Genomic DNA, 23,889 nt, shown 5'->3' on the forward strand with positions numbered 1-23,889 from the left:
GGCCACCTCATGAACGCTACTGGCAGACAAACACTCTTCAATCAGTGATTGCTTGAGTGCTAGGTTGTATTTCGTCATGGAACACCCTCCCGAGGGGTCAGGTGTCCAACATTCGGGGGGCAGTTCATGTAAGAGCGAAACCGCCAGCGGCAGCACCCTAAGAAACGGATATGCCCCCAACCCCAAAAAATACCAACCCCAGCACAAACAAAAACGGCCCCTATATAAATAGAGGCCGTTCCCGGTACAACTTAAGACTTCATCGCAAGACAAATCTTATTTGCGGTCTTCCAGCTTGGTAATGTCACGCGACTCGTAGCCGGTGTACAACTGGCGCGGGCGGCCAATCTTGTACGGGCTGGAGAGCATTTCTTTCCAGTGCGAGATCCAGCCGACAGTACGTGCCAGGGCGAAGATCACGGTGAACATGCTGGTTGGAATGCCGATCGCCTTGAGGATGATCCCCGAGTAGAAGTCGACGTTCGGGTACAGCGAGCGTTCGATGAAGTACGGGTCGGTCAGGGCGATCTCTTCCAGGCGCATGGCCAGTTCGAGTTGCGGATCGTTGTTGATCCCCAGTTCCTTCAGTACTTCGTCGCAGGTCTGCTTCATTACAGTCGCGCGAGGATCGCGGTTCTTGTAAACGCGGTGACCGAAGCCCATCAGTTTGAACGGATCGTTCTTGTCCTTGGCCTTGGCGATGAACTTGTCGATGTTCGAGACATCGCCAATTTCGTCAAGCATGGTCAGTACCGCTTCGTTGGCGCCGCCGTGAGCCGGGCCCCAGAGTGCGGCGATGCCGGCAGCGATACAGGCAAACGGGTTGGCACCCGAGGAGCCTGCCAGGCGGACGGTGGAAGTCGATGCGTTCTGCTCGTGGTCGGCGTGGAGGATGAAGATCCGGTCCATGGCCTTGGCGAGTACCGGGCTGATCGGTTTGATCTCGCACGGGGTGTTGAACATCATGTGCAGGAAGTTTTCCGCGTACGACAGGTCGTTGCGCGGGTACATCATGGGTTGGCCCATGGAGTACTTGTAAACCATCGCTGCCAGGGTTGGCATCTTGGCAACCAGGCGGATCGCGGAGATTTCGCGATGCTGCGGGTTATTGATGTCCAGGGAGTCGTGGTAGAAGGCCGAAAGAGCGCCGACTACGCCGCACATGACCGCCATCGGGTGGGCGTCGCGACGGAAGCCGTTGAAGAAGGTCTTCAGCTGCTCGTGAACCATGGTGTGGTTCTTCACGGTGCCGACGAACTGGGCCTTTTGCTCTGCGGTCGGCAGTTCGCCGTTGAGCAGCAGGTAGCAGGTTTCCAGGTAGTCCGACTTTTCAGCCAGTTGTTCGATCGGGTAGCCGCGGTGCAGCAGGATGCCGTTATCGCCGTCAATATAGGTAATCTTCGACTCGCAAGAAGCGGTCGACATGAAACCCGGGTCAAAGGTGAAGCGGCCCGTGGCGGTCAAGCCCCGGACGTCGATAACATCGGGACCAACGGTGCCGGTTAAAATGGGCAGCTCGACGGGGGCTGCGCCCTCGATGATCAACTGCGCTTTTTTGTCAGCCATGTGGCCTCCTATTTATGCTTGAAATCATCAGACAGACCCCCCACGCAGGGCCCGCACCACTATAGTGAGATAAATTCGAATGTCAATTTGCCTAAAGTCTTGCCCCAGAAGGCTTTAACCACACTTTTTCCTCGAAATTGCCTGCCATTTACGCCTTTTATCCTGCTTGCGCAATCAGCTATTAGGGGAAGGTGTTTGCGTTGTCATTAGTAACCTAACTGTCTATACTCGGCAGCCGACCGCCAAGGGCTTTTGGGCCTGTTTTGATGGGGGTCGCATCCCTGGGTGGTGGTTACCTGACCAGTGCACTCCCCAACAACTTTGCCCTGATTGTTAGGGGCTCTTCAGTGTGAAAAAAAAGCCGTGAATAGCCAACGACCTGTAAACCTAGACCTAAGGACCATCAAACTCCCCATCACCGGCGTTACGTCGTTTCTTCACCGTGTTTCCGGCATCATCCTCTTCCTGGGCCTTGGCTTCATGCTGTATGCATTGGGCAAATCCCTGGGTTCCGAGGAAGGTTTCGCCGAGGTGAAGGCATGCTTGACCAGCCCGCTGGCCAAGTTCGTAGCATGGGGCCTCCTGTCCGCTCTGCTGTATCACCTGGTAGCCGGTGTGCGCCACTTGATCATGGATATGGGCATCGGTGAGACGCTGGAAGGCGGCCGCCTGGGCTCGAAAATTATCATCGCCGTTTCCGTGGTGTTGATCGTTCTGGCAGGAGTTTGGATATGGTAACCAGCGTTACGAACCTTTCGCGTTCGGGCCTCTATGACTGGATGGCACAACGTGTGTCTGCGGTCGTTCTCGCGGCTTATTTCATTTTCCTGATCGGGTACCTCGTCGCGAACCCTGGCATTGGCTACGCCCAATGGCACGAGCTGTTCGCAAGCAACTGGATGCGTATCTTCAGTCTGTTGGCCCTGGTGGCCCTGGGCGCTCACGCCTGGGTCGGCATGTGGACCATCGCGACCGACTACCTGACGCCAATGGCGCTGGGCAAGTCCGCGACTGCAGTACGTTTCCTTTTCCAGGCAGTATGCGGCGTTGCGATGTTCGCTTACTTCGTCTGGGGTGTGCAGATTCTCTGGGGTATCTGATTCATGGCTAACATTCCAACGATTTCTTTCGACGCCATCATCATTGGTGGCGGCGGTGCTGGCATGCGCGCAGCGCTGCAACTGGCACAAGGCGGTCACAAGACTGCCGTGATCACCAAGGTTTTCCCGACGCGTTCGCACACTGTATCGGCCCAGGGTGGCATCACCTGCGCCATCGCTTCTGCGGATCCGAACGATGACTGGCGCTGGCACATGTACGATACCGTCAAGGGTTCCGACTACATCGGTGACCAGGACGCTATCGAATACATGTGTCAGGAAGGCCCGGCCGCTGTCTACGAGCTGGACCACATGGGTATGCCGTTCTCCCGTACTGAACAGGGTCGTATCTACCAGCGTCCATTCGGCGGTCAGTCCAAGGATTACGGCAAAGGCGGGCAGGCTGCCCGTACGTGTGCTGCTTCCGACCGTACCGGTCACGCGCTGCTGCACACCCTTTATCAGGGCAACCTGAAAGCCGGTACCGTGTTCCTGAACGAGTACTACGCTGTTGACCTGGTAAAGAATGGTCAAGGCGAGTTCGTCGGCGTAATCGCTATCTGCATCGAAACCGGCGAAACCACCTACATCCGTGCCAAGGCCACCGTTCTGGCTACCGGCGGTGCAGGTCGTATCTACGCGTCCACCACCAACGCCCTGATCAACACCGGTGACGGCGTTGGCATGGCCTTGCGTGCTGGTGTTCCGGTACAAGACATCGAAATGTGGCAGTTCCACCCGACCGGCATCGCCGGCGCCGGTGTACTGGTGACCGAAGGTTGCCGTGGTGAAGGTGGTTACCTGATCAACAAGCACGGCGAGCGTTTCATGGAGCGTTATGCTCCGAACGCCAAGGACCTTGCCGGTCGTGACGTGGTTGCTCGCTCGATGGTCAAGGAAATCATCGCTGGCAACGGTTGCGGTCCGAATGGCGACCACGTAATGCTCAAGCTCGACCACCTGGGCGAGGAAGTGCTGCACAGCCGTCTGCCAGGCATCTGCGAACTGTCGAAGACGTTTGCCCACGTTGACCCGGTTGTTGCTCCGGTTCCGGTTGTTCCGACTTGCCACTATATGATGGGCGGCGTTCCGACCAACATTCACGGCCAGGCGATCACCCAGAACGACGAAGGCGTGGATCAGATCATTCCAGGTCTGTTCGCTGTAGGTGAAGTAGCTTGCGTATCGGTTCACGGTGCCAACCGCCTGGGCGGCAACTCGCTGCTCGACCTGGTGGTATTCGGCCGCGCTGCTGGCCTGCACTTGGAAAAAGCACTGACCGACGGCATCGAATACGATGAGGCCACCGACGCCAACATCGAAACTGCCCTGGCGCGCCTGTCCGCTCTGAACGAGCGTACTGATGGCGAAGACGTGGCAACCCTGCGTCGCGAGCTGCAAAGCTGCATGCAGAACTACTTCGGTGTGTTCCGTACCGGCGAATACATGCAGAAGGGTATTGCCCAGCTGGCTGACCTGCGCGTGCGCATCGCCAACGTCAAGATCAACGACAAGTCGCAGGCGTTCAACACTGCGCGGATCGAAGCTCTGGAACTGCAGAACCTGTTGGAAGTGGCTGAAGCCACCGCCATCGCTGCCGAAGTACGTAAAGAGTCCCGCGGTGCTCACGCCCGTGAAGACTTCGAAGACCGTGACGACGAAAACTGGCTGTGCCACACCCTCTACTTCCCGGGTGACAAGCGCGTGACCAAGCGTGCTGTGAACTTCTCGCCGAAGACTGTTCCGACTTTTGAACCTAAGATTCGGACTTATTAAGGGTGGCCGCCATGTTGAAAGTCAGCGTTTATCGTTACAACCCTGATCAGGACGCCGCGCCGTTCATGCAGGAATTTTCGGTCGATACCGGTGGTAAAGACCTGATGGTGCTGGACGTGCTGGCCCTGATCAAAGAGCAGGACGAGGGTTTCTCCTATCGTCGCTCTTGCCGTGAAGGTGTTTGCGGTTCCGACGGCATGAACATCAACGGCAAAAACGGCCTGGCGTGCGTTACGCCGCTGTCCGCTGTCGTAAAAGGTAACAAGTTGATCGTTCGTCCTCTGCCAGGTTTGCCGGTTATCCGTGACCTGGTCGTCGATATGAGCATCTTCTACAAGCAATACGAGAAGGTTAAGCCTTACCTGCAGAACGATACGCCGGCTCCGGCCATCGAGCGTCTGCAGTCCCCTGAAGAGCGTGAAAAGCTCGACGGTCTGTACGAGTGCATCCTGTGCGCTTGCTGCTCGACTTCGTGCCCGTCCTTCTGGTGGAACCCGGACAAGTTCCTGGGTCCAGCTGCCCTGCTGCAAGCGTACCGCTTCCTGGCAGACAGCCGCGACACCAAGACGTCCGAGCGTCTGGCTTCACTGGATGATCCGTTCAGCGTATTCCGCTGCCGCGGCATCATGAACTGCGTCAACGTTTGTCCGAAAGGCCTGAACCCGACTAAGGCCATCGGTCACATTCGTAACATGCTTCTGCAAAGCGGCGTGTGATTCAGCAGTAGTAAATGCAGGACCGCTGTACCCGTAGAGGCCAAGGCGCGGGCTTCAACCCGCGCCCTGGCTATAACCAGAGCAGTAGCCCATAAAGCTGCAGCTCTTATTTTGAAGAAATGAGACAAGCAGGGGCATCCGGGCTGGTACCCGGACTATCAGCGTGATCCTAAGTGGCTTGTTTTGGTCGCTGCACTCGGACTTCTGCAAGCTCGCTCGGTGTCTTCGCCGATGGTGTTCCCCTAACCGAGGGTGACCAAGCATGCAAGAAAGCGTGATGCAGCGCATGTGGAACAGCGCCTACCTATCCGGTAGTAACGCTGCCTATGTGGAAGAGCTCTACGAGCTCTACCTGCACGACCCTAACGCTGTGCCAGAAGAGTGGCGCACCTACTTTCAGAAGTTGCCGACAGACGGCAACTCTGCCATCGATGTTTCGCACTCCACAATTCGCGACCATTTTGTGCTGCTGGCAAAGAACCAGCGCCGCGCCCAACCGGTTTCCGCCGGCAGCGTGAGCAGTGAGCACGAGAAGAAGCAAGTTGAAGTGCTGCGATTGATCCAGGCCTACCGTATGCGTGGCCACCAGGCAGCCCAGCTTGACCCGCTGGGGTTGTGGCAGCGTCCTGCACCTGCAGACCTGTCGATCAATCATTACGGCTTGACCAATGCCGATCTCGATACGACCTTCCGTGCCGGCGACCTGTTCATCGGCAAAGAGGAAGCGAGCCTACGCGAAATTCACGAAGCGTTGCAGCAGACATATTGCCGCACCATCGGCGCTGAATTTACGCACATCACCGATTCCGAGCAGCGCCAGTGGTTCCAGCAGCGTCTGGAAAGCGTGCGTGGCCGTCCGACTTATTCCGCGGACATCAAGGGCCACCTGCTCGAGCGCGTGACCGCCGGTGAAGGCCTGGAAAAATACCTGGGCACCAAATACCCGGGTACCAAGCGTTTCGGTCTGGAAGGCGGCGAAAGCCTGATCCCGATGCTCGACGAGCTGATCCAGCGTTCCGGTTCCTACGGCACCAAGGAAATCGTCATTGGCATGGCCCACCGTGGCCGTCTGAACGTGCTGGTCAACACCTTCGGCAAGAACCCGCGCGAGCTGTTCGACGAGTTCGAAGGCAAGAAGAAGGTCGAGCTGGGTTCCGGTGACGTTAAATACCACCAGGGCTTCTCGTCCAACGTGATGACCACCGGCGGTGAAGTTCACCTGGCCATGGCGTTCAACCCGTCCCACCTGGAAATCGTTTCCCCGGTGGTCGAGGGTTCGGTTCGCGCCCGTCAGGATCGTCGCAACGACCCAACCGGTGAGAAGGTTCTGCCGATCTCGATCCACGGTGATGCGGCATTCGCCGGTCAAGGCGTGGTGATGGAAACCTTCCAGATGTCGCAGACCCGCGGTTTCAAGACCGGCGGCACCGTGCACATCGTGATCAACAACCAGGTCGGTTTCACCATCAGCAACCCGCTGGACTCGCGTTCCACCGAGTACGCTACCGACGTTGCGAAAATGATCCAGGCGCCGATCCTCCATGTGAATGGTGATGATCCGGAAGCCGTATTGTTCGTGACCCAGTTGGCCATCGACTACCGCATGCAATTCAAGCGTGACGTGGTGATCGACCTGGTCTGCTACCGTCGTCGCGGCCACAACGAGGCCGACGAGCCAAGCGGCACCCAGCCGATCATGTATCAGCAGATCACCAAGCAGCGCACCACCCGTGAGCTGTATGCCGATCGCCTGACTCAAAGCGGTGTGCTGGACGCAGAGCGTGTGCAGTCGAAAATCGACGAATACCGCAACGCACTGGACAACGGCCTGCATGTTGTAAAAAGCCTGGTCAAAGAGCCGAACAAAGAGCTGTTCGTGGACTGGCGTCCGTATCTGGGCCATGCCTGGACTGCGCGTCACGACACTCGCTTCGACCTCAAGACCCTGCAGGAACTGTCCGCCAAGCTGCTGGAAATTCCAGAAGGCTTCGTGGTTCAGCGCCAGGTTGCGAAAATCTACGAAGACCGTCAGAAGATGCAAGCCGGCGGCCTGCCGATCAACTGGGGTTACGCCGAAACCATGGCGTACGCGACCCTGGCGTTCGAAGGTCACCCGATCCGCATGACGGGTCAGGACATCGGTCGCGGTACGTTCTCGCACCGTCACGCCGTGTTGCACAACCAGAAAGACGCGGGGACCTACATCCCGCTGCAGAACCTGTACGAAGGCCAGCCACGTTTCGACCTGTACGATTCGTTCCTGTCCGAGGAAGCCGTACTGGCGTTCGAATACGGTTACTCGACCACCACGCCTGACGCGCTGGTGATCTGGGAAGCCCAGTTCGGCGACTTTGCCAACGGTGCCCAGGTGGTTATCGACCAGTTCATCACCAGTGGCGAGCACAAGTGGGGCCGTCTGTGCGGTCTGACCATGCTGCTGCCACACGGTTATGAAGGTCAGGGTCCTGAGCACTCCTCGGCACGTCTGGAGCGTTACCTGCAACTGTGCGCCGAGCACAACATTCAGGTAGCCGTACCGACTACGCCGGCTCAGATCTACCACTTGCTGCGCCGTCAGGTGATTCGCCCGCTGCGCAAGCCATTGATCGTACTGACACCGAAGTCGCTGTTGCGTCACAAGCTGGCCATCTCGACCCTGGAAGACCTGGCCGAAGGTTCGTTCCAGACCGTTATCCCGGAAATCGATGCCCAAGACCCGAAAAAGGTCGAGCGCATTGTTCTGTGTAGCGGCAAGGTCTACTACGACCTGCTGGAAAAACGCCGTGCCGAAGGCCGTGACGATATCGCCGTCGTGCGTCTCGAGCAGCTGTATCCATTCCCTGAGGACGACTTGAACGAAGTCCTGGCGCCTTACACCAACCTCAAGCATATCGTTTGGTGTCAGGAAGAGCCGATGAACCAGGGTGCCTGGTACTGCAGCCAGCACCACATGCGTCGCATCGTTGGCAATCACAACAAGGCACTCGTCCTCGAGTACGCCGGTCGTGAGGCCTCCGCTGCACCGGCTTGTGGTTATGCATCGATGCACGCTGAGCAGCAGGAAAAACTGCTGCAAGACGCCTTTACTGTTTAACGCCTTCGCGCACCTGAAACCGAATTTAAGGAACCACAGACAATGGCTATCGAGATCAAAGCCCCCACTTTCCCGGAATCGGTTGCCGATGGCACCGTTGCCACCTGGCACAAGCAACCGGGCGACGCGGTCAAGCGCGACGACCTGATCGTCGACATCGAAACCGATAAAGTCGTACTGGAAGTGTTGGCTACCGCTGATGGCGTACTGGGCGCTATCGTCAAGAACGAAGGCGACACCGTTCTGTCCGACGAAATCCTGGGCTCCATCGAAGCGGGCGGCGTTGCTGCCGCTCCTGCCGCGGCTCCTGCTGCTGCCGCTCAAGCCGCTGCCCCGGCTGCTGCTGGCGAAGACGATCCTGTTGCCGCTCCAGCTGCGCGCAAGCTGGCTGAAGAGAACGGCATCAACATCGCTTCCGTTGCCGGTACTGGCAAAGGCGGTCGTGTGACCAAGGAAGACGTGGTTGCAGCCGTTGCTGCCAAGAAAGCCGCTCCGGCTGCCGCGCCTGCCAAGGCTGCTGCTCCGGCCGCCGCTGCTCCTGTATTCGCTGCTGGCGATCGCATCGAGAAGCGCGTTCCGATGACCCGCGTGCGTGCCACCGTGGCCAAGCGTCTGGTTGAAGCTCAGTCGAACATGGCGATGCTGACTACTTTCAACGAAGTCGACATGACCGAAGTCATGGCACTGCGTTCGAAGTACAAGGATCTGTTCGAGAAGTCCCACAACGGCGTACGCCTGGGCTTCATGTCGTTCTTCGTGAAAGCGGCTACCGAAGCGCTGAAACGCTTCCCGGCGGTCAACGCTTCGATCGACGGTGCAGACATCGTTTACCACGGTTACGCCGACGTCGGTGTTGCTGTTTCCAGCGACCGCGGCCTGGTGGTTCCGGTTCTGCGTAACGCCGAACTGATGAGCCTGGCTGAAATCGAAGGCGGCATCGCCACCTTCGGCAAGAAAGCCCGTGACGGCAAACTGTCGATGGACGAAATGACCGGTGGTACGTTCACCATCACCAACGGTGGTACTTTCGGTTCGATGATGTCGACTCCGATCGTCAACCCGCCGCAAGCAGCGATCCTGGGCATGCACAACATCCTGCAGCGTCCTATGGCGATCAACGGTCAAGTGGTAATCCGTCCGATGATGTACCTGGCTCTGTCCTACGATCACCGTCTGATCGATGGCAAAGAAGCTGTGACTTTCCTGGTGACCATCAAGAACCTGCTGGAAGACCCGGCTCGTCTGTTGCTGGATATCTGATAGAAGCAGCCGCGAGCTGCAGGCTTCAGGCTGCTGGTTAACGGCAGTCTGGCTTGTGGCCCGCGGCTTCAGGCTTTTCGCTAAAGAGGATTTTTTTCAATGTCGCAGAAATTTGACGTAGTAGTGATCGGTGCCGGCCCTGGCGGCTATGTAGCAGCTATCAAGGCCGCTCAACTGGGTCTTTCGACGGCCTGCATCGAGAAGTACACCGACAAGGAAGGCAAACTGGCTCTGGGCGGTACTTGCCTGAACGTCGGCTGCATTCCATCCAAGGCGCTGCTGGACAGCTCCTGGAAGTTCCACGAAGCACAAGACGGCTTCGCGATCCACGGTATCAACCACGCTGGCGTGACCATGGACGTTCCAGCAATGGTCGGCCGTAAAGCCAACATCGTCAAAGGCCTGACCTCGGGTGTTGCCACCCTGTTCAAGGCCAACGGCGTGACCTCGATCCAGGGCCACGGCAAACTGCTGGCTGGCAAGAAAGTCGAAGTCACCAAGCCTGACGGTTCGGTAGAAATCATCGAAGCCGAGAACGTGATCCTGGCTCCAGGTTCGCGTCCAATCGACATTCCACCGGCTCCGGTTGACCAGAACGTGATCGTCGATTCGACTGGCGCCCTGGAATTCCAAGCTGTGCCAAAACGTCTGGGCGTGATCGGCGCTGGCGTGATCGGCCTGGAACTGGGTTCGGTATGGTCGCGCCTGGGCGCTGAAGTGACTGTCCTGGAAGCCCTGGACACCTTCCTGATGGCTGCTGACGCCGCCGTTTCCAAGGAAGCACTGAAAACCCTGACCAAACAAGGTCTGGACATCAAGCTGGGCGCTCGCGTAACCGGTTCCAAGGTCAACGGCGAAGAAGTAGTCGTGACCTACACCGACGCCAAAGGCGAACAGACCATCACCTTCGACAAGCTGATCGTAGCCGTTGGTCGCCGTCCGGTGACCACTGATCTGCTTTCCGCTGATTGCGGCGTGACCCTCGACGAGCGCGGTTTTGTGCACGTCGACGATCACTGCGCGACCACCGTACCGGGCGTATACGCGATCGGCGACGTGGTTCGCGGCATGATGCTGGCACACAAGGCCTCGGAAGAGGGCATCATGGTTGTCGAGCGCATCAAGGGCCACAAAGCCCAGATGAACTATGATTTGATCCCTTCGGTTATTTATACTCACCCGGAAATTGCATGGGTCGGTAAAACCGAGCAGGCCTTGAAAGCTGAAGGCGTTGAAGTTAACGTCGGCACTTTCCCGTTCGCAGCCAGTGGCCGTGCCATGGCAGCCAACGATACCGGCGGTTTCGTCAAAGTGATCGCCGATGCCAAGACTGACCGCGTATTGGGCGTCCACGTGATTGGCCCGAGCGCTGCAGAACTGGTCCAGCAGGGCGCAATCGGCATGGAATTCGGCACCAGCGCTGAAGACCTGGGCATGATGGTCTTCTCCCATCCGACCCTGTCCGAAGCCTTGCACGAAGCAGCTCTGGCAGTGAATGGCGGCGCCATTCACATCGCCAACCGCAAGAAGCGTTAAGACAATAAGAAACCACGGCGGTATGGCCCGTCGTGAGCCTTGCATGCAAGACTCACCGCGGAATATCCGCTGGACGCAGTCTTGCGTAGCCTAGGCTACGCAAGCAGCAGTCACAGGTGGTGCGGCACTCCACAGTGCAGCACCGAATGCGCAGTACCTAACGAAGACGGTAATAAGCATGAATCTTCACGAGTATCAGGGTAAGCAGCTGTTCGCTGAGTACGGCCTGCCAGTATCCACCGGTTACGCGGTAGACACCCCGGAAGCAGCAGCAGAAGCTTGCGACAAAATCGGCGGCAGCGAGTGGGTTGTCAAAGCCCAGGTCCACGCCGGTGGTCGCGGTAAAGCGGGCGGCGTAAAGCTGGTTCGCAGCAAAGAAGACGCTAAGGCATTCGCACAGCAGTGGCTGGGCAAGCGTCTGGTGACTTACCAGACTGACGCCAATGGTCAGCCAGTCACCAAGATCCTGGTTGAATCGTGCACTGATATCGCTAAAGAGCTGTACCTGGGCGCTGTCGTTGACCGTTCGAGCCGTCGCATCGTGTTCATGGCTTCCACCGAAGGTGGCGTGGACATCGAGAAAATCGCTCACGACACTCCAGAAAAAATTCTGAAAGCCACTATCGATCCACTGGTTGGCGCTCAGCCATTCCAGGGTCGCGAGCTGGCATTCCAGCTGGGCCTGGAAGGCAAGCAAGTTGCTCAGTTCGCCAAGATCTTCGTAGGTCTGGCCAAACTGTTCAAGGATCACGACCTGGCTCTGCTGGAAGTGAACCCGCTGGTGATCAAGGCTGACGGCGATCTGCACTGCCTGGACGCGAAGATCAACATCGACGCCAACGCCATGTACCGTCAGCCTAAGCTGAAGACTTTCCACGATCCGTCGCAAGACGATCCGCGCGAAGCGCACGCTGCCAAGTTCGAACTGAACTACGTAGCGCTGGAAGGCAACATCGGTTGCATGGTCAACGGTGCTGGCCTGGCCATGGGTACCATGGACATCGTCAACCTGCATGGCGGCAAACCAGCCAACTTCCTCGACGTGGGCGGCGGTGCTACCAAAGAACGCGTTACCGAAGCGTTCAAGATCATCCTGTCCGACACTAACGTCGCTGCAGTATTGGTCAACATCTTCGGCGGCATCGTTCGTTGCGACATGATTGCCGAAGGCATCATCGGCGCTGTGAAAGAAGTCGGCGTGAAAATCCCGGTTGTTGTTCGCCTTGAAGGCAACAACGCTGAGCTGGGCGCTAAAGTACTGGCAGAAAGCGGTTTGAACATCATCGCTGCTACCAGCCTGACCGACGCTGCTCAACAAGTTGTCAAAGCTGCGGAGGGCAAATAATGAGCGTCCTGATCAATAAAGACACCAAAGTTATCTGCCAGGGTATTACCGGTTCGCAAGGTAGTTTCCACACCCAGCAAGCCATCGAGTACGGCACCAAGATGGTTGGTGGTGTAACTCCAGGCAAAGGCGGCACCGAGCACCTGGGTCTGCCAGTGTTCAACACCGTGAAAGACGCCGTAGCTGCCACTGGCGCTACCGCCAGCGTGATCTACGTTCCGGCTCCTTTCTGCAAGGACTCGATCCTGGAAGCTGCTTTCGGCGGCATCAAGCTGATCGTGTGCATCACCGAAGGCATTCCTACCCTGGACATGCTGGACGCTAAAGTTAAGTGCGACGAGCTGGGCGTAGTCCTGATCGGCCCTAACTGCCCAGGCGTGATCACCCCAGGCGAATGCAAGATCGGCATCATGCCAGGTCACATTCACTTGCCAGGCAAGGTCGGTATCGTTTCCCGTTCCGGCACCCTGACCTACGAAGCTGTGAAGCAGACTACTGACGCCGGTTTCGGTCAGTCGACTTGCGTCGGCATCGGTGGTGACCCGATCCCGGGTTCGAACTTCATCGACATCCTGAAGCTGTTCCAGGAAGACCCGAAGACCGAAGCGATCGTGATGATCGGCGAGATCGGCGGTTCGGCTGAAGAAGAAGCGGCTGCCTACATCAAGGCACACGTGACCAAGCCGGTTGTTTCCTACATCGCTGGTGTGACTGCTCCTCCGGGCAAGCGCATGGGCCATGCTGGCGCAATCATCTCTGGCGGCAAAGGCACTGCAGACGAGAAGTTTGCTGCCCTGGAAGACGCAGGCGTGAAAACCGTGCGTTCGCTGGCAGACATCGGCAAGGCTTTGTCCGAGCTGACCGGTTGGGCTGTCAAGTAAGCCTCGCGCTTAGCTGACGCTTTACCAGACAAAGGCCACCTTCGGGTGGCCTTTGTCATTTCCGGGATTTGTGTTGACCGTGCGGACGCCATCGCGAGCAAGCTCGCTCCCACAGGGATTTGTAGTGCACATTCGATTTGATTCACACCGCAAAAACTGTGGGAGCGAGCTTGCTCGCGATGACGGACTTACAGACACCAACCATTTACATGCATAAACGCGACACGAAAATGTCGTAGATCGGATAGTTCGCCCTTTAACAGTGCGTTTTCCTGCCGAATTCGTTAGGCTACTTGCCATTTTTGCGTCTGCGTCCCACAAGGTTGCTGCGCGCTAAACGGGTCAGTCCTATACGGACCGACAGCATTTCCCTCACCCTTCAGGGAAATCCCTCTCTAAATTCCGATTCAGTAGTGTGGTATTTCCTTAATGAAAGTGTTGAAAGGCCAGGACATTCTGGCACTTGGTTTTATGACGTTTGCCCTGTTCGTCGGGGCCGGCAACATCATCTTCCCGCCTATCGTCGGTTTGCAGGCCGGACCACATGTCTGGATGGCGGCGCTGGGTTTTCTGATTACCGCGGTAGGTTTGCCGGTGATCACCGTTGTCGCGCTGGCCAAGGTCGGGGGGGCGATGGACGCCCTGAGCAGTCCGATCGGTAAAGTCGCTGGTGGCATACTGGCGGCTGCCTGCTACCTTGCCGTGGGCCCGCTGTTTGCCACCCCGCGTACCGCCACCGTGTCCTTTGAAGTGGGCCTGGCGCCACTGACCGGCGAAAGCCCGCTGGCACTGTTCCTCTACAGCTCGGTGTACTTCCTGCTGGTGTTCTTCATTTCCCTGTACCCGGGTCGCCTGCTGGACACCGTGGGTCGTTTCCTCGCCCCCCTGAAGATCATTGCCCTGGCAGTGCTCGGGATCGCCGCGTTCGCCTTGCCGGCCGGGGATATCGGGCACGGCACGCCAGAATACGTGGCGGCACCGTTCTCCCAGGGCTTCATCAATGGTTACCTGACCATGGATACCCTGGGCGCCCTGGTGTTCGGCATCGTTATCGTCAATGCCATTCGCTCCCGTGGCGTCGAGTCGCCTGCGCTGATTACCCGGTACGCGATCATTGCCGGGCTGATTGCCGGCGTGGGCCTGGCCCTGGTGTATGTCAGCCTGTTCCGTCTCGGTTCCGGCAGTCATGAAGTGGCTGTCGGCGCGACCAATGGCGCGGCGGTATTGCACGCTTACGTGCAGCACACCTTCGGTTCGCTGGGCAGTGGTTTCCTGGCTGTGCTGATTTCGCTGGCGTGCCTGGTGACCGCGGTCGGCCTGACCTGTGCCTGTGCCGAGTACTTCAGCCGTGTCCTGCCACTGTCCTACAAGACCCTGGTGATCATCCTCGCGGCATTCTCCCTGCTGGTGTCCAACCTGGGCCTGACCAAGTTGATTGCGTTCTCGATCCCGGTCCTGACCGCGATCTACCCGCCGTGCATCGTGCTGGTGGCCCTGAGCTTCTGCAAAGACTTCTGGCACGAGCACAGCCGCATCCTCGGTCCGGTGATGCTGGTGTCGTTCCTGTTCGGCCTGATCGACGCGCTCAAGGGCGCTGGCCTGGCTGACTGGATGCCGACTCAACTGACCCACTTGCCGCTGGCCGAGCAAGGCCTGGCATGGCTGGTGCCGTGCGTCTTCACCCTGGTGGTAGCGGTGGCCTGCGACCGCCTGTTGGGCAAGCGCGACGAAGCCCTGGCGTAACTGACGCCGCCCGTCACAAGCGGGCTGGCGCGAAACACCGAAATGCCCCGTATCGATCGATGCGGGGCATTTTTTATGGGCGCATAGCCGTGCCTTTTTCCCTGAGTTAACGTCGAACATCTAACTTGCAGGAACATGGCATGCCCGCGATGACGATCTCCAGGACGGCATCGCGGGCAAACCATGCTCCTGCGGGTTTAATCAACGTCTCCAGGGAATTACATGTCGTTCATCCATGCCAATCTGATCCATCTGCTGGCCGCGCTCTGGTTTGTCATCTGCTGGGGTGGCTACACCCGTTATGCCAGCTGGAAGGGGCGCGACACGGCGTGCCTGGCCAGCGTATTGCACCTGTACCGTGAAGACTGGATGCGCCGCATGCTGCTGCGCGACAACCGCATTGCCGACGCCAGCGTGATTGGCAATCTGGAGCGCAACGCGTCGTTCTTTGCCTCCAGCACCCTGATTATTCTCGCCGGTATTCTCACGGTACTCGGCGCATCCGAGCGCGCGGTGTCGTTGCTGGCTGATATTCCGATGGTGCAACAGGCCTCCCAGGGCATGTCGGAGATCAAGTTGCTGTGCCTGGCGCTGGTATTTGTCTATGCCTTCTTCACGTTCAGTTGGTGCATGCGCCAGTACAACTTCGCCGCGATCCTGGTGGGCTCGGCGCCCATGGTTGGTGAACGCCATGTCTCGGAGCAGGAGCGCAAGGCATTTGCCGCGCGGGCGGCGCGGGTGATTTCGATGGCCGCCAACCAGTTCAACTTCGGCCTGCGTTCTTACTACTTCGGCATGACCATGCTGGCCTGGTTTGTCAGCCCCTGGTTGTTCATGTCGATGAGTGCCGGGGTGGTGTTTGTGTTGTATCGCCGGGAGTTTCATTCCGACGTTCTAGAGGTCATGGTCTATACCCCTACCGAGGCGCCATTGCCCGAGGCCAATAAAGAGGTGAGCTGATGAGTATTGCGTTCTGGTGCGTATTGATCAGCGCCTTGCTGATTTTTGTCGCGCGTGTGCCAGTGACCAAGGCCATGAAGGAGCAGGGCGGCTACAACAATCACCTGCCGCGCCAGCAACAGGCGCAGTTGAGCGGCTTGGGTGCCCGGTCGCTGGCGGCCCACCAGAACAGTTTTGAGGCGTTCATCCTGTTTGCGGTGGGGGTGTTGATGGCGCACACCACGCAGACGGCGGGATGGCTGATCGACGGGCTGGCAATGGTCTTCGTGATTGCCCGGGTGATCTATTTGCTGTGCTACTGGGCTGACCTTCCCTGGCAGCGCAGCCTGGTGTGGTGTATCGGCCTGGTCTGTTCATTGCTGCTGATGCTCAGCCCGACATTCAAGAGCGTGCTGCTCTAATACGTTTGCAACGCGCACAATAAAGCCCGCACTTGGCGGGCTTTATTGTGCAGCGCTAAAACCATTAATTGGTTTTTGGAGCGGCTTCTTCGGCAGCGGCTTTGTTCGATTCAGCCTGAGCTTTGGCAGCTTCGGCGTTTTCTTTCGCAGCGTCGTTCACTTTATCCTGAGCTTTGCTCATGTCCTGCTGAGCTTGCTCGGCATGTTTGGTAGCATCTTGAGCTTTGTCCTCGGATTTTTTATCGCAGGCAGCGAGACCGAGGGAAGCGGTCAACATCAAGGCAATAGCTAAAGTTTTACGCATGGGGTGTTTCTCCTTATGGAAAATATCTACTTGGCCTTTCGAGCACAGCCTGAGGGGTTAAGTTCCATGTTTCCCACAGATATATAAGTTTATTCTTGTGGGAACTTTTCCTTACGTCCATAACAGCTAAGCAACAACACTAATCAGAGCCTATAGCGAATGTCGGATAACCCCATTTTTGAGCGTGCGATGCGTTTTTTATCGGCCCTGCGTCATTGTCAGGTCCTCGGTTTGCATGTGCACAGCGCCAGCCAGGAAGGGATGACCATCACCTTGCCCTACAGCCCGCAAATCGTCGGTAATCCGCAGACCGGGGTGATTCACGGTGGCGCCATTACCTCCCTGATGGACACCGCCTGCGGCATGGCCACCCTGTGTGTGCTGCCGGAGTTCGAAGTGTGTCCGACCCTCGACCTGCGCATCGACTACATGCACCCGGCCGAACCCCACAAGGATGTGTACGGCTTTGCCCAGTGCTACCGGGTGACCACCGATGTGATCTTTACCCGCGGCTTTGCCTATCAGGACGATCCGCAGCAGCCCATTGCCCATGTGGTCGGGACGTTCATGCGCATGGGCAAAGGGATCAAGGGCACCAAGGGCTTCGGCGGTTCGATGAGTGGTGGGCAACAATGAACGATGACTTCAAGACTCAATTGCAGCAGGCCCACGAGCGTGGTGACTATGCCTCGCTGCTGCACCTGATACCGTACGCCAAGCTGATTGGCGTTGAATGCTCGCGCCTGGGCGATGAGTTGCTGTTTCGCCTGCCGGCGAACAAGGACAACATTGGCAACCCGCTATTGCCGGCAATTCACGGCGGGGTGATTGCAGGTTTCATGGAGCTGGCTGCAGCCCTGCACCTGGTGGTGTTCACCGGCTCGCCGGGAGTGCCGAAGATCATCGACTTTTCCCTCGACTACCTGCGTGCCGGGCAGTTTCGCGATACCTATGCCAAATGCCAGGTGTGTCGGCAGGGGCGGCGCGTCGCCAACGTGGCGATAACCGCGTGGCAGAGCACTGAAGCCGAACCGATTGCCACGGCGCGGGCGCATTTCAAGATCGAGGAAACACCCAGCCCTTGAAATCCTCGGTGGCGCCCCCAACTTGAATGACATCCCGCCGCCACCCTTCAGGGCGCGGCCACTGCCATCCAATCGGAGTTTGATGACCATGAGCGTGGAAACTCAAAAGGAAACCCTGGGCTTCCAGACCGAGGTAAAGCAACTGCTGCACCTGATGATCCATTCGCTGTACTCCAACAAGGAAATTTTCCTTCGCGAACTCATCTCCAACGCCTCTGACGCTGTCGACAAATTACGTTTCGAAGCCCTGTCCAAGCCTGAGTTGCTGGAAGGCGGCGCGGAACTGAAAATCCGTGTGAGCTTCGACAAAGACGCCAAGACCGTCACCCTCGAAGACAACGGCATCGGTATGAGCCGCGAAGATGCGATCACGCATCTGGGCACCATCGCCAAGTCCGGCACTGCTGATTTCATGAAACACCTGACGGGCGACCAGAAGAAAGATTCGCACCTGATCGGTCAATTCGGCGTGGGTTTCTACTCCGCGTTCATCGTTGCCGACCAGGTTGAAGTGTTCAGCCGTCGTGCCGGCCTCGCCGCGAGCGAAGGCGTGCACTGGTCGTCCAAGGGCGAAGGCGATTTTGAAGTCGCGACCATTGAAAAAGCCGATCGCGGTACCCGTATCGTCCTGCACCTGAAATCCGCTGAAGACGAGTTCGCCGATGGCTGGCGCCTGCGCAACATCATCAAGAAGTACTCCGACCACATCGCGCTGCCGATCGAACTGCCGAAGGAAGTCACGGCGGCCGAAGGTGAAGAGACGCCTGCGGTTGAATGGGAAACCGTCAACCGTGCCAGCGCGCTGTGGACGCGTCCGCGTACCGAGATTAAGGACGAGGAATACCAGGAGTTCTACAAACACATCGCCCACGATTTCGAGAGTCCGCTGAGCTGGAGCCACAACAAGGTCGAAGGCAAGCTGGAATACAGCTCGTTGCTCTACGTGCCGGCCCGTGCTCCGTTCGACCTGTACCAGCGTGAAGCGCCTAAAGGCCTGAAGCTGTACGTGCAGCGGGTGTTCGTCATGGACCAGGCTGAGTCGTTCCTGCCGCTGTACCTGCGTTTCGTTAAGGGTGTGGTCGATTCCAACGACCTGTCGCTGAACGTGTCGCGGGAAATCCTGCAGAAAGACCCGATCATCGATTCGATGAAGTCGGCGCTGACCAAGCGCGTGCTGGATATGCTGGAAAAACTGGCGAAGAACGATCCTGAGCAATACAAAGGCTTCTGGAAAAACTTCGGCCAGGTGATGAAAGAAGGCCCGGCCGAAGATTTCGCCAACAAAGAGAAGATCGCTGGCCTGCTGCGCTTTGCCTCTACCCAGGGTGAAGAGGGCGAGCAAGTGGTTTCCCTGGCCGAGTACCTGGCACGCGCCAAGGAAGGCCAGGACAAGATCTACTACCTGACCGGCGAAACCTACGCACAGGTCAAGAACAGCCCGCACCTGGAAGTCTTCCGCAAGAAAGGCATCGAAGTGCTGCTGCTGACCGATCGCATCGACGAGTGGTTGATGAGCTACCTCAGTGATTTCGACGGCAAGAGCTTTGTCGACGTGGCGCGTGGCGACCTGGACCTGGGTAACCTGGATTCGGCCGAGGACAAGCAAGCGGCGGAAGAAGTCGCCAAGTCCAAGGAAGGCCTGGTTGAGCGTCTGAAAACCGCGCTGGGCGACGCTGTTGCCGAGGTGCGGGTTTCCCATCGCCTGACCGATTCGCCGGCGATCCTGGCCATCGGTGAGCAGGACCTGGGCCTGCAGATGCGTCAGATCCTTGAAGCCAGCGGGCAGAAGGTTCCGGACTCCAAGCCGATCTTCGAATTCAACCCGGCTCACCCGCTGATCGAGAAGCTCGACGCGGAGCAGAGTGACGAGCGGTTCGGTGATCTGTCGCACATCCTGTTCGATCAGGCGGCCCTGGCGGCCGGCGACAGTCTCAAGGATCCGGCCGCTTATGTGCGCCGGCTGAACAAGCTGCTGGTTGAGCTGTCGGTGTAAACAGGTTGTAGAAAAACCCGCTTCGGCGGGTTTTTTCATTGTGGCGTTTATTGACGGGAGTGAGTCATGAGTCAAATCACTGTGCGTTCCGTGGCCTATCAGATTGATGGCCAGCCATACGAAAGTCGCCTGGCGTTCGATGCCGCTCACTCAGGTCCGCGTCCGGGCCTGTTGATGGCGCCGAACTGGATGGGCGTTGGTGCGGGTGCCGAGGAGATTGCCAAGGCGGTCGCGGCCAAGGGCTATGTGGTGCTGATTGCCGACCTCTATGGTCAGGCGGTTCGACCGCAGGACAACGATCAGGCAGGGGCGGCGATGATGCCGCTGAAGAATGACCGGCCGTTGCTGCGCAAGCGTATGCAGGTGGCGTTCGAGCAGTTGCAGGGCCAGGGTGAGGCGGCGGTCGATGTCTCTCGGCTGGCGACGTTCGGTTTCTGCTTTGGCGGCTGCTGTGCGTTGGAGTTTGCCCGCACGGGGGCGGCGGTGAAGGCGGCTGTGTCGTTCCACGGTACGCTGGATACGCCGGATGCCAGCGATGCGAATAACATCAAGGGCTCGGTGTTGGTGCTGCATGGGGCGTCTGACCCGTTAGTGCCCAAGGAGCAGTTGCCGGCCTTCGAGGCCGAGATGAATGCAGCGGGTGTGGATTGGCAGTTGTTGAGTTATGGCGGGGCCTTTCACTCGTTTACCGATCCGCATGCCAATGTGCCGGGCATGATGATGTATGACGCCAAGGTGGCGGGGCGGGCGTTTAGGTCGATGCATGATTTGTTGGATGAGGTGTTTGCGGGGTAGGGGATTGGGGGCATCGCCCTCCGGGTGGATCAAGATCAAAAGCCAGGGCACGGCGACCTACCCGTCGGCCTGCTTTCCTGCGCTGGAATATCTCTGTGGGAGCGGGCTTGCCCGCGATGGCGGCTTGCTCCACACCAAAGCTCTCGGTGTAACCCCCCCAATCCTCTCGCAGCTGCCGAGCCCGCGAGGCTGCGTTCGAGGACGCAGTCCTCGCAGCGCATCCCACAAAAAAACCTGCCCGCCTCAGCCTCTGCCTTTGGGTAACTCAATTCTCTCGCTTTCCCCCGGAACACTTGGCCAGTCACCTGCTGCCCAGCGCCGGCGCGCTTCTTCGATGGCGCTCGGGTCGCTGGCGACGAAGTTCCAGTTGATCCGGCGTGGGCCGTCCATGGGGGCGCCGCCGAAGAGGATGGCGTGACAGTCGCTCTCGGCGAACAGGGTCATTGTTTCGCCGCTTGGCAGGATCACCAGCGAGTGGGGTTCGATGGGCTGGTCGTTGAGCTGGGCGTCGCCGCTGAGGACGTAGAGCGCGCGTTCTGTGTGTTCGGTGGGGATCAGCAGGGTGGTCGCGGTTTGCAGTTGCAGTTCCGCGTACAGGGTCGGGGAGAGTATGGGGACCGGGGACTCAAGGCAGAAGCCGGTGCCGGCGATCATGCGGATTTTTACTCCCAGGTTATCGCTGACCGGCAGGCTGGCGGCCGGGTGGTGGCTGTAGTGGCCTGGGCCTTGTTCGTGTTCCTTGGGCGAGGCCAGCCAGATTTGCAGGCCGTGCATGGTGAAGTCCTGGTCCCACAGCTCGGCGGGCGTGCGTTCGACGTGGGCGATGGCGCTGCCGGCGGTCATCCAGCTGACGTCACCGGCCTGGACGAGTTGCTCGGAGCCCAGGCTGTCCTTGTGCAGGAGTTCGCCTTCGAACAGGTAGGTCAGGGTCGACAGGCCGATGTGCGGGTGTTGGCGGATGTTCATGCCGTGGCCGGCCGGGTAGCGGGTGTGGAGCATGTGGTCGAAAAACACGAAAGGCCCGACGCTGCGGCATTTGGCCGAGGGCAGCGGGCGCAGGATCGGTTGGCCTTCGACCTCTTCGGGGCGCGGGCGGATCACGAGCGGAGCGGTCATGGGGCATTCCAGGCTGTACGAAAGATGCCGTTGAGCATAACCCGCACAGCCGGCACTTGCCGCTATTGGCTGAAGGCGCCTTCGGAAAGGTGGGTTTCGATGCTCACTTCGCTGGTGGTCATCAGCTTGTGGATCGGGCAGCGATCGGCCACCCGGTGCAGTTCGTCACGCTGGGCATCGGTGAGCACGCCCTTGAGGGTCAGCTTGACGTGCAGGGCGTACTTGCCTTTCTGCTCTTCGCTGTTGTCGTGCTTGACCTCGACCGTGACGCCGGTCAGCGGGATGCCTTTTTTCTGCGCGTACAGCTTCAGGGTCAGCGCCTTGCACGCCCCGAGAGCTGCGTCGAAGTAGTCGTGGGGCTCAGGCGCGGAGCCTTCGCCGCCTGCGGATACCGGGACATCGGCAAACAGTTCATGCTCATCGATCTGCACGCTGTGGCGAAAACCTTCACTGGATTCAGTATTGACGGTAATGGTCATGGGTTACCTCTCTGGCAGTGGGAGACGACGGAAAAACACCTTGCAGTTATAGAGCATTCGCGCAATCAGGCGTTCCACTTTCTTTATCGCTGAACCCTTGAGCTTGGTGCGGGGTCTATTCTGTTCATCTGTTGGGGAGCGCGCGCGTGTCTTTGAAACCCTGGAATGCTGCCTGGTTGCTGGTGCTGCTCAGCGGGCTGGCGGACGCCCGTGAGTACGCCTATAGCGATGCACACCTGCACTATGTGGATTTTTTCCAGGAAACCGCCGGCATGCCGAAACTGCTCAAGGCGATGGCGGACAATCGCATCGAGCATGTGATGATTTCCGGGGTCCCGGTGGCGAAGAAGTGGCATGAAGACGAGCCCAAGCGCCCGCGCTATTACGCCGGGGATGATGCCGATGCCTACTGGTACAGCGCCACTGATGTGATTGTCGCCGCCGCGGTGAACAAGCTGACCCCCGAACAGCGCCAACAGTTTCATCCGTTCCTCTCAGGCTTCAATCCCAATGACAAGAACTCTGAGGCGCATATCCAACGCATGCTCGACCTCAATCCCGGCTTGTGGCAGGGCATAGGCGAGGTGTTTACCCGGCATGACGACTTGACCGCCCTGACCTCCGGCGACACGCCGCGAGCGAACAACGAGGCCATGACGCGGATTTACCACCTGGCGGCGGAGAACGACTTGCCGGTGCTGGTGCATTCCAACATCACTTCCAAGCGCGAGAAAAACCCGCTGTACCTGGCCGAGATCGAAGAGCCGCTGCGCAATCATCCCCATACCCGGTTTATCTGGGCGCACGCTGGCACCAGCCTGGAAATCCATCGGCATCAAACCCAGCTGGATTTCCTGCTGCCGACCCTGACGCGGCTGCTCGAAGCGTACCCCAATCTGTTCATCGACCTGTCCTGGAGCGTGCTCACGCCTTATCTGCTGGATGAGGCGGGGCAGCCTCGCCCGGAATGGGTAAGCCTGGTGACGCGCTTCCCTGAGCGTTTCATGCTGGGTTCCGACGTGGTCGGGCGCTTCAAGACCCTGGGCAAACAAATGCACGGCTTTACCCCCTTTCTCGACGCCTTGCCGCCCGAGGTCGCGCGCCGGGTGGCGCGAGACAACTTCCTGGCGGTCCTGCCGCGTACGGTGACGCAAGGGGCGCGCTGAACGGCGGTTTGTCATCAGCCTGTCACCCGGGTGTCATACCCTCGCGCCCATCTCAATCAAGGAGCGCGAAATGTCCCTCACTCGTTTATCTGCATTGGCGGCGCTGATGCTGCTCAGCGGCCTGGCCAGCGCCGAGGTCAGCGTGCAAGGTCCAGTGGAATATGGTGTGTTCGAAGGGGCCAAGGCCGATCTGCAGTCAGGGGAGCGGGTGTTGCGGCGCAGCAACGAGTCGATCCGCCAGACCGAAACGGTGCCAGCCAAGTTGGGCACCAAGTTCGGTATCCGCTATCAGTTGGCCGGCAAGGCGGTCGAGGGGCAGCCGCTGACGTTGCTGTACTTTACCCCGGGCATTCGCACCCCCGACGGCGTGCGTCACGACAAGCTGGAGGTGGTCCAGAAGCTGCTGCCGGGTGCCCCGCAGGATGTGATGGCCTATGAATTCACCGAGAGCCACGAAGTGGTGCCGGGCGAATGGCGCTTCATGGTGTTCCAAGGCGATCGTTTGCTGACGCAGCAAAGTTTCACCGTGCGCTAAGCCGCAATCGCAGACAAAAAAACGCCCCGAACCAGTCG

General features: G+C 58.7%; 22 protein-coding genes. 18 read left to right on the forward strand and 4 right to left on the reverse strand.

Annotation, left to right across the window (positions count from 1 at the left end; all coding sequences use genetic code 11):
- Positions 1-276: 276 nt before the first annotated feature.
- Positions 277-1,566, reverse strand: a complete 1,290-nt coding sequence (gene gltA / locus CKW24_RS10040) for a citrate synthase (protein WP_095167530.1) — start codon at positions 1,564-1,566, stop codon at positions 277-279.
- 363 nt (positions 1,567-1,929) lie between these two features.
- Between gltA and sdhC the strand changes: the two genes are divergently transcribed.
- From sdhC to CKW24_RS10100, 12 genes are all read left to right on the forward strand, one after another.
- Positions 1,930-2,304, forward strand: a complete 375-nt coding sequence (gene sdhC, locus CKW24_RS10045; protein ID WP_095167532.1) for a succinate dehydrogenase, cytochrome b556 subunit — start codon at positions 1,930-1,932, stop codon at positions 2,302-2,304.
- A complete protein-coding gene (gene sdhD / locus CKW24_RS10050; protein ID WP_003446906.1) occupies positions 2,298-2,666 on the forward strand; it encodes a succinate dehydrogenase, hydrophobic membrane anchor protein in 369 nt (122 codons plus the stop codon). Before sdhC ends, sdhD begins: the two co-directional genes overlap by 7 nt.
- A 3-nt stretch (positions 2,667-2,669) precedes the next feature.
- Positions 2,670-4,442 (forward strand): succinate dehydrogenase flavoprotein subunit, encoded by a 1,773-nt coding sequence (sdhA, locus tag CKW24_RS10055; RefSeq protein ID WP_095167533.1) that lies wholly within the window; start codon positions 2,670-2,672, stop codon positions 4,440-4,442.
- A gap of 11 nt (positions 4,443-4,453) precedes the next feature.
- Positions 4,454-5,158 carry a succinate dehydrogenase iron-sulfur subunit gene (locus CKW24_RS10060; RefSeq protein WP_046032887.1) on the forward strand — a complete coding sequence of 235 codons (705 nt, stop codon included), beginning with the start codon at positions 4,454-4,456 and terminating at the stop codon, positions 5,156-5,158.
- A 262-nt stretch (positions 5,159-5,420) separates the two neighbouring features.
- Positions 5,421-8,252, forward strand: a complete 2,832-nt coding sequence (locus CKW24_RS10065) for a 2-oxoglutarate dehydrogenase E1 component (RefSeq protein ID WP_095167535.1) — start codon at positions 5,421-5,423, stop codon at positions 8,250-8,252.
- Positions 8,253-8,294: 42 nt separating this feature from the next.
- A complete protein-coding gene (odhB, locus tag CKW24_RS10070) occupies positions 8,295-9,512 on the forward strand; it encodes a 2-oxoglutarate dehydrogenase complex dihydrolipoyllysine-residue succinyltransferase (RefSeq protein ID WP_095167536.1) in 1,218 nt (405 codons plus the stop codon).
- A 99-nt stretch (positions 9,513-9,611) separates the two neighbouring features.
- Positions 9,612-11,048 (forward strand): dihydrolipoyl dehydrogenase, encoded by a 1,437-nt coding sequence (gene lpdA / locus CKW24_RS10075; RefSeq protein WP_095167538.1) that lies wholly within the window; start codon positions 9,612-9,614, stop codon positions 11,046-11,048.
- 178 nt (positions 11,049-11,226) lie between these two features.
- Positions 11,227-12,393: an ADP-forming succinate--CoA ligase subunit beta gene (sucC, locus tag CKW24_RS10080; protein WP_007919879.1), complete on the forward strand. Its 1,167-nt coding sequence runs from the start codon at positions 11,227-11,229 to the stop codon at positions 12,391-12,393.
- Positions 12,393-13,274, forward strand: a complete 882-nt coding sequence (gene sucD / locus CKW24_RS10085) for a succinate--CoA ligase subunit alpha (protein ID WP_053156820.1) — start codon at positions 12,393-12,395, stop codon at positions 13,272-13,274. Before sucC ends, sucD begins: the two co-directional genes overlap by 1 nt.
- A 429-nt stretch (positions 13,275-13,703) precedes the next feature.
- Positions 13,704-15,017, forward strand: a complete 1,314-nt coding sequence (brnQ, locus tag CKW24_RS10090; RefSeq protein WP_095167539.1) for a branched-chain amino acid transport system II carrier protein — start codon at positions 13,704-13,706, stop codon at positions 15,015-15,017.
- A 222-nt stretch (positions 15,018-15,239) separates the two neighbouring features.
- Positions 15,240-15,977 carry a DUF599 domain-containing protein gene (locus CKW24_RS10095; protein ID WP_095167541.1) on the forward strand — a complete coding sequence of 246 codons (738 nt, stop codon included), beginning with the start codon at positions 15,240-15,242 and terminating at the stop codon, positions 15,975-15,977.
- Positions 15,977-16,378 (forward strand): MAPEG family protein, encoded by a 402-nt coding sequence (locus CKW24_RS10100; RefSeq protein WP_095167543.1) that lies wholly within the window; start codon positions 15,977-15,979, stop codon positions 16,376-16,378. The genes CKW24_RS10095 and CKW24_RS10100 overlap by 1 nt, the downstream gene beginning before the upstream one ends.
- A gap of 64 nt (positions 16,379-16,442) precedes the next feature.
- On the opposite strand, the gene CKW24_RS10105 is transcribed toward CKW24_RS10100, so the two are convergent.
- Positions 16,443-16,682 (reverse strand): hypothetical protein, encoded by a 240-nt coding sequence (locus tag CKW24_RS10105; protein ID WP_095167544.1) that lies wholly within the window; start codon positions 16,680-16,682, stop codon positions 16,443-16,445.
- Positions 16,683-16,841: 159 nt separating this feature from the next.
- Here CKW24_RS10105 and CKW24_RS10110 point away from each other — a divergent pair, with 159 nt between their 5' ends.
- The 4 genes from CKW24_RS10110 (at position 16,842) to CKW24_RS10125 (ending at position 20,555) form a co-directional block, all read left to right on the forward strand.
- Complete coding sequence (locus tag CKW24_RS10110; RefSeq protein ID WP_095167546.1) at positions 16,842-17,318, forward strand: PaaI family thioesterase; 477 nt, start codon at positions 16,842-16,844, stop codon at positions 17,316-17,318.
- On the forward strand, positions 17,315-17,767 hold the full coding sequence (locus tag CKW24_RS10115; protein WP_095167548.1) for a PaaI family thioesterase: 453 nt from the start codon (positions 17,315-17,317) through the stop codon (positions 17,765-17,767). The genes CKW24_RS10110 and CKW24_RS10115 overlap by 4 nt, the downstream gene beginning before the upstream one ends.
- A gap of 88 nt (positions 17,768-17,855) precedes the next feature.
- Positions 17,856-19,760: a molecular chaperone HtpG gene (htpG, locus tag CKW24_RS10120; RefSeq protein WP_095167900.1), complete on the forward strand. Its 1,905-nt coding sequence runs from the start codon at positions 17,856-17,858 to the stop codon at positions 19,758-19,760.
- A 66-nt stretch (positions 19,761-19,826) separates the two neighbouring features.
- Positions 19,827-20,555, forward strand: coding sequence for a dienelactone hydrolase family protein (locus CKW24_RS10125; RefSeq protein WP_095167549.1), 729 nt, complete (start codon positions 19,827-19,829; stop codon positions 20,553-20,555).
- A gap of 243 nt (positions 20,556-20,798) precedes the next feature.
- Here the strand turns inward: CKW24_RS10125 and CKW24_RS10130 are convergent, their stop codons facing one another.
- Together CKW24_RS10130 and CKW24_RS10135 are read right to left on the reverse strand one after the other, a co-directional pair.
- Positions 20,799-21,671: a pirin family protein gene (locus CKW24_RS10130; protein WP_095167551.1), complete on the reverse strand. Its 873-nt coding sequence runs from the start codon at positions 21,669-21,671 to the stop codon at positions 20,799-20,801.
- Between the two features lie 62 nt (positions 21,672-21,733).
- On the reverse strand, positions 21,734-22,150 hold the full coding sequence (locus CKW24_RS10135) for an OsmC family protein (RefSeq protein ID WP_095167553.1): 417 nt from the start codon (positions 22,148-22,150) through the stop codon (positions 21,734-21,736).
- A gap of 146 nt (positions 22,151-22,296) precedes the next feature.
- Here CKW24_RS10135 and CKW24_RS10140 point away from each other — a divergent pair, with 146 nt between their 5' ends.
- Together CKW24_RS10140 and CKW24_RS10145 are read left to right on the forward strand one after the other, a co-directional pair.
- Positions 22,297-23,316: an amidohydrolase family protein gene (locus tag CKW24_RS10140; RefSeq protein ID WP_256585443.1), complete on the forward strand. Its 1,020-nt coding sequence runs from the start codon at positions 22,297-22,299 to the stop codon at positions 23,314-23,316.
- Positions 23,317-23,386: 70 nt separating this feature from the next.
- Positions 23,387-23,851, forward strand: coding sequence for a DUF3859 domain-containing protein (locus tag CKW24_RS10145; RefSeq protein WP_095167555.1), 465 nt, complete (start codon positions 23,387-23,389; stop codon positions 23,849-23,851).
- The last annotated feature ends 38 nt before the right edge of the window (positions 23,852-23,889 follow it).

The sequence above is a fragment of the Pseudomonas sp. Irchel 3H3 genome, from assembly GCF_900187635.1.
GTDB lineage: Bacteria > Pseudomonadota > Gammaproteobacteria > Pseudomonadales > Pseudomonadaceae > Aquipseudomonas.